Origin of the sequence: Oceanobacillus sp. AG (assembly GCF_009746545.1) — a bacterium.
Classification (GTDB): Bacteria; Bacillota; Bacilli; order Bacillales; family Amphibacillaceae; genus Oceanobacillus; species Oceanobacillus indicireducens.
Genome location: NZ_WOWT01000062.1, coordinates 1 through 4,145, shown reverse-complemented (window position 1 = coordinate 4,145; position 4,145 = coordinate 1). Strand labels below are relative to the sequence as shown.

The following is a 4,145-nucleotide window of genomic DNA, read 5'->3' as shown; positions in this document are numbered from 1 at the left end:
CTAACTTCATCTCTTAAAAAATCAGGATTTAAGGGATCTACTTTCTTATTGCCATTTTTAGCGTTATTTCGTAAGTATTTTCATACAAATGTTAGTTGAACAGAATCAGGTATTTACGGCCTGTATAACCCCCACCTTAACATTTGGTTTTCCCTCATGTTTAGAAGTGGGGTATTACAGACCGTTAATACGTGATAAATACCACAAGCAAATAAAAAAAGATAGGCGCCCAAAATGAGGGAACCCCATTCATCATCTGGGCGCTTAACTTATAAAGCTTAATGGAATACGCTGATTGCTGGAAGACAAGTGACATGGCAGAAACAATGCAAGTCGACCGTAATGCAAATCCCGGTAGCTTGTAAATTTTTCGTTTTCTGCTCGGTTGGATCTTTCAAATCATTGTAGCCACATGGCTGTTCATGAGCTAATAACAACTCTAAAACTGCACAGTCATTTTTATCGATGCTTTTCACACGGAAAATGAAGCTTGCAACAATTGGACCAATTTTATCTTCCCGCTTGCGGTCTGCTCCAAATCCTTTAAATGGCTTACACCCGTCTTCACAATATAAAATGATTGGGACGGTGTCTAAACCTCTGCCATGATCTGACTCCCCAAGTAGGTCATTGATGGAGCGTTCACAACTAGTGCTACAGTGATTTTCCACTACATCTCTCTGTGCTCTCTCTATTTCTTTCAATACGTCGATAACACAGCTCCCTGTGTCAAAATCTTTTCCACAACCACAGCTCATACATCATTACTCCTTTCACAAATTAATCACTTTCTGTAATAACATATGTGCAAATGGATGGTTGGTGTGGGCAAATTACTATCCAAAGTAGGCATACTTTTCAGAATAAAGGGTATAGAATAATAGAGCTACCGCCAGAATTCAACATTGATTTACGAAGCATTATCATAAGATGGAAAGATTAGATGGGGAGGGGGAAGCTGATGGGCTACATTATGCCGATTGATCGATATCAATACATTAATTATCAGGAACGGATAAGTACAGATAAATTAGCTGTATCACCGGTGAGTGCCAGTTTTCGCCCGGTACTGGAAAGAAAACATGAAGAAATATCCAGTGAATACGAACGATTACTTCCAAGCAATTATAAAACAAACACACCACAACATCAGCAAACAGTAGAAGAGACCTATGCAGAGTTAACAGGGAAAGGAAGAAGGTTCAGTGAAATCATCTAAAAAACGGGATGTTTAATAATTATTAAACATCCCATTTTTCATGGTTCCGATTATGAATTGGATATAATTGGATATCTTTACCTTTTTCATACTCCGCGTGAAAAATATCTTCCAACTTGTAATTCTGTTTCCTCAGTTCCTCAAGCAGCCAATCTTCTGTAAGATTCCTTTCCTTGAGATTATCATAAATAATTTCACCATCATTAATTAATGAAATCGGAAGTTGAACCGGTTGAGCCGCAAGCTTCATATCTTTTCTTGTCGGTGTTTGGTAATCCGATTTCCGTAACACCGAGACTGTTCCGTTCGCTTCGAGAATTGCATATTCCACTTGATTCATGGAAAAGATATCCTTCGCCCGTAGCATATGTTTCAATTGATTGACGTCCAATTTATTTTTCTTCATCACATCACGGATAAGCTTACCGTTGTAAATTACGATTTCCGGGCTTCCTTCCAACAGGTAACGCGAACCCTTGAAGCGCTGGGTTATATATTCCGTCGTATACATTAAACCACCCCAGACAATGACGACAAATCCGATATGAGGAATGCCAATTTTATCATCAAAAAGGGCATTTCCTATTAATTCACCAAGGACAATTGCAGAAATAAAGTCAAATGCTGTAATTTGGGATATTTGTGTTTTACCAAGAATTTTCGTCAAGGCGAATAAGGAAAAGAAGCCAAAGACAAGATCAAAGAACATCTCGGCATAGCTAGACATAGGAATCTCCTCCAATCAACGAGTATAGTTTAACCGTAAACCCGCATTTTATTCTAGGGACGCTTATCGAATGGGAAAAAGACAAAAAAATAAACCGCATGCTCCCATACGGTTTATTTCTTCATTCAAATTCTTTTATCATTGCTACGTGGGGAATCCCGGCATCCATAAAAACATCTTCTGATAGCTTTTCGTACCCTTGGTCTTCATAAAACCCGATTGCGTGGGTTTGAGCATTTAATTTAGCTTTCATGTAGCCATCTTGCTGAAGTTTTCGTTCCATTTCCTCCATTAGCATTTTACCGAAGTGTTTACCACGAAATTCTTTTCGTACACAAATTCGTTCCAGCTTGCCGTATTCATCTACATAGCGAAGCCTGCTCGCAGCAACTGGTTCATCCTGAACATAACCAACAAAGTGAATAGCTGTTTCATCATATTGATCAAGTTCTTCTTCTTCAGGAACATGCTGTTCCTTCACAAACACAATCATACGTACATAAATTGCGTCATCTCGTTCTTTCTGTGATGTCACTTTCCGTATTTCCATTCTATTATTCCCTTCCGAATACAAATGTTTCATGGACTGTCCATTGGCCATTATCTAATTGGTACAATAATTGGATACGATCAAACGTATCCTCATATTTATGATTTTCCATATTGAGTCTCCCGAGAATATCCGTAAATTCCACATGGGTTAGGTCCTGTGCTAACGTAACATGTGGTACGAAAGGATGCTTACGGGTATCTTCAAATTTTCCACTGTGTAGTTTTTCTTCTAGTTTTATGATTTCATCAGTCTTTTCCACTTTAAAATAAATCGTATTTGTCACCGGCTCAAAGGAGCTTACCTTTGTAATGTGAATTGGGAAAGGTTTGGTCTCCATTGCGATTCGTTTCAACTCAGTGATAACCCCATCCAGCTCTCCTTCCTCAATCTTAAAGCTGTCCTTTAACGTAATATGAGGCGGGATGAGCGTGTACCGTGGATCATAACGTTTTCTATATGAGTTGGCAGCATCTTGAATTTCTTTTGATGGAAAAAAAGCGATTCCAAAGTTCATCATAAAACCTCCCGTTTAATAGTTGTTTGTTCGAGTGCATGTAGGATGATGATTTTATTTTTAATTATAACAAACTTAGTAAATTATGCTACTTTTGTTTCAGAAAGTTAACAAAGTAGATGGAAATTATTGGCGCTGCCGTTTTTTTTCTTTAGTCGATCGTCGTTGTCAATGCACGGATCATATCTTTCTGCCAATATTTCCACGTATGCTCGCCATCTTCTAACTCATAGTAAAAATAATTGCTGTTGCCTGCATCTAAAAAGTCTCGCAGTTCACGGTTAGGTGTAAGTTGGTCTACTGTCCTTCCATCTGTCAGTTTCGCCTCATTTTCTTTCTCGCCGATTGTGTGATAGATATCAAGTGCGGCATGGTCTTTTGCCTGTTTCACTTGTTCCATCACGTCTTCATCGATGAAAGGAGATTGCAGAATCACCTTACCGAATGTATTTGGGTATCGTAGGGCGGTTAGTAACGAAAATGATCCAGCAAGGGAGTCACCCATTAAAATACGCGATTTCCCCATATGATATGTTGGGAGCAGATCATCGAGTAATGGTACAACTTCCTTAACGACAAATTTCGTAAATGCATCGTATTCGTTACCGTTCGGATGGTATTTCCGTCGCCTATCTTCCGCATCTTTATAGTGGATTCCGACAAATATCGTGTTTGTCAGTTCATAGTCTTCATGCAGCCGGTCACTATACGTTGCAATCCGGCCCATTTGATAATAGTCGTCTCCGTCAAACATGATACATATGTTGTACTTATATAAGTCTGAAAAGCTTTCTGGATAATAGATTTTTAATACTTTTGTTTCATCTAGATACTTACTCTCAATTTCTTTGTCGATCATTTTACCTTTTCTCGCCAATGCTTCCACCCCTTGTATGTATTTTAACTCAACTTTCGCATTTGAAAAAAGAAACACTGACTCATGCTTTCATTCAGCGTAAGTGTTTTGCTCGTTCATTTAATTTGGCGCTCTAATCGCCGTTCAGTTTCCCGGAGGACGGATGCTTTCCGCGGGCTCCGCGCTGAGCCTCCTCGGAAGAAAAGCACTTCCTGCGGGGTCTCATCGTCTCCGCTTTCCCGCAGGAGTCACCGTCCTCCGGGAAACTGAACTGGT

6 protein-coding genes are annotated in these 4,145 nt (G+C 39.3%); 1 reads left to right on the top strand and 5 read right to left on the bottom strand.

What is annotated here, in order from left to right; translation table 11 throughout:
- Nucleotides 1-278 precede the first annotated feature (278 nt).
- Nucleotides 279-758: a CotY/CotZ family spore coat protein gene (locus GN217_RS18425; protein ID WP_156858098.1), complete on the bottom strand. Its 480-nt coding sequence runs from the start codon at nucleotides 756-758 to the stop codon at nucleotides 279-281.
- A gap of 203 nt (nucleotides 759-961) precedes the next feature.
- Between GN217_RS18425 and GN217_RS18420 the strand changes: the two genes are divergently transcribed.
- Complete coding sequence (locus tag GN217_RS18420; RefSeq protein WP_156858097.1) at nucleotides 962-1,219, top strand: hypothetical protein; 258 nt, start codon at nucleotides 962-964, stop codon at nucleotides 1,217-1,219.
- 22 nt (nucleotides 1,220-1,241) lie between these two features.
- Here the strand turns inward: GN217_RS18420 and GN217_RS18415 are convergent, their stop codons facing one another.
- The 4 genes from GN217_RS18415 to GN217_RS18400 all read right to left on the bottom strand — a co-directional run bounded on the left by GN217_RS18415 (nucleotide 1,242) and on the right by GN217_RS18400 (nucleotide 3,890).
- Complete coding sequence (locus GN217_RS18415; protein ID WP_156858096.1) at nucleotides 1,242-1,946, bottom strand: DUF421 domain-containing protein; 705 nt, start codon at nucleotides 1,944-1,946, stop codon at nucleotides 1,242-1,244.
- Nucleotides 1,947-2,067: 121 nt separating this feature from the next.
- Nucleotides 2,068-2,496, bottom strand: coding sequence for a GNAT family N-acetyltransferase (locus tag GN217_RS18410; protein ID WP_156858095.1), 429 nt, complete (start codon nucleotides 2,494-2,496; stop codon nucleotides 2,068-2,070).
- A gap of 4 nt (nucleotides 2,497-2,500) precedes the next feature.
- Nucleotides 2,501-3,013: a YjcG family protein gene (locus GN217_RS18405; RefSeq protein ID WP_156858100.1), complete on the bottom strand. Its 513-nt coding sequence runs from the start codon at nucleotides 3,011-3,013 to the stop codon at nucleotides 2,501-2,503.
- Between the two features lie 151 nt (nucleotides 3,014-3,164).
- A complete protein-coding gene (locus GN217_RS18400) occupies nucleotides 3,165-3,890 on the bottom strand; it encodes an alpha/beta hydrolase (RefSeq protein ID WP_156858099.1) in 726 nt (241 codons plus the stop codon).
- Nucleotides 3,891-4,145: the final 255 nt, after the last annotated feature.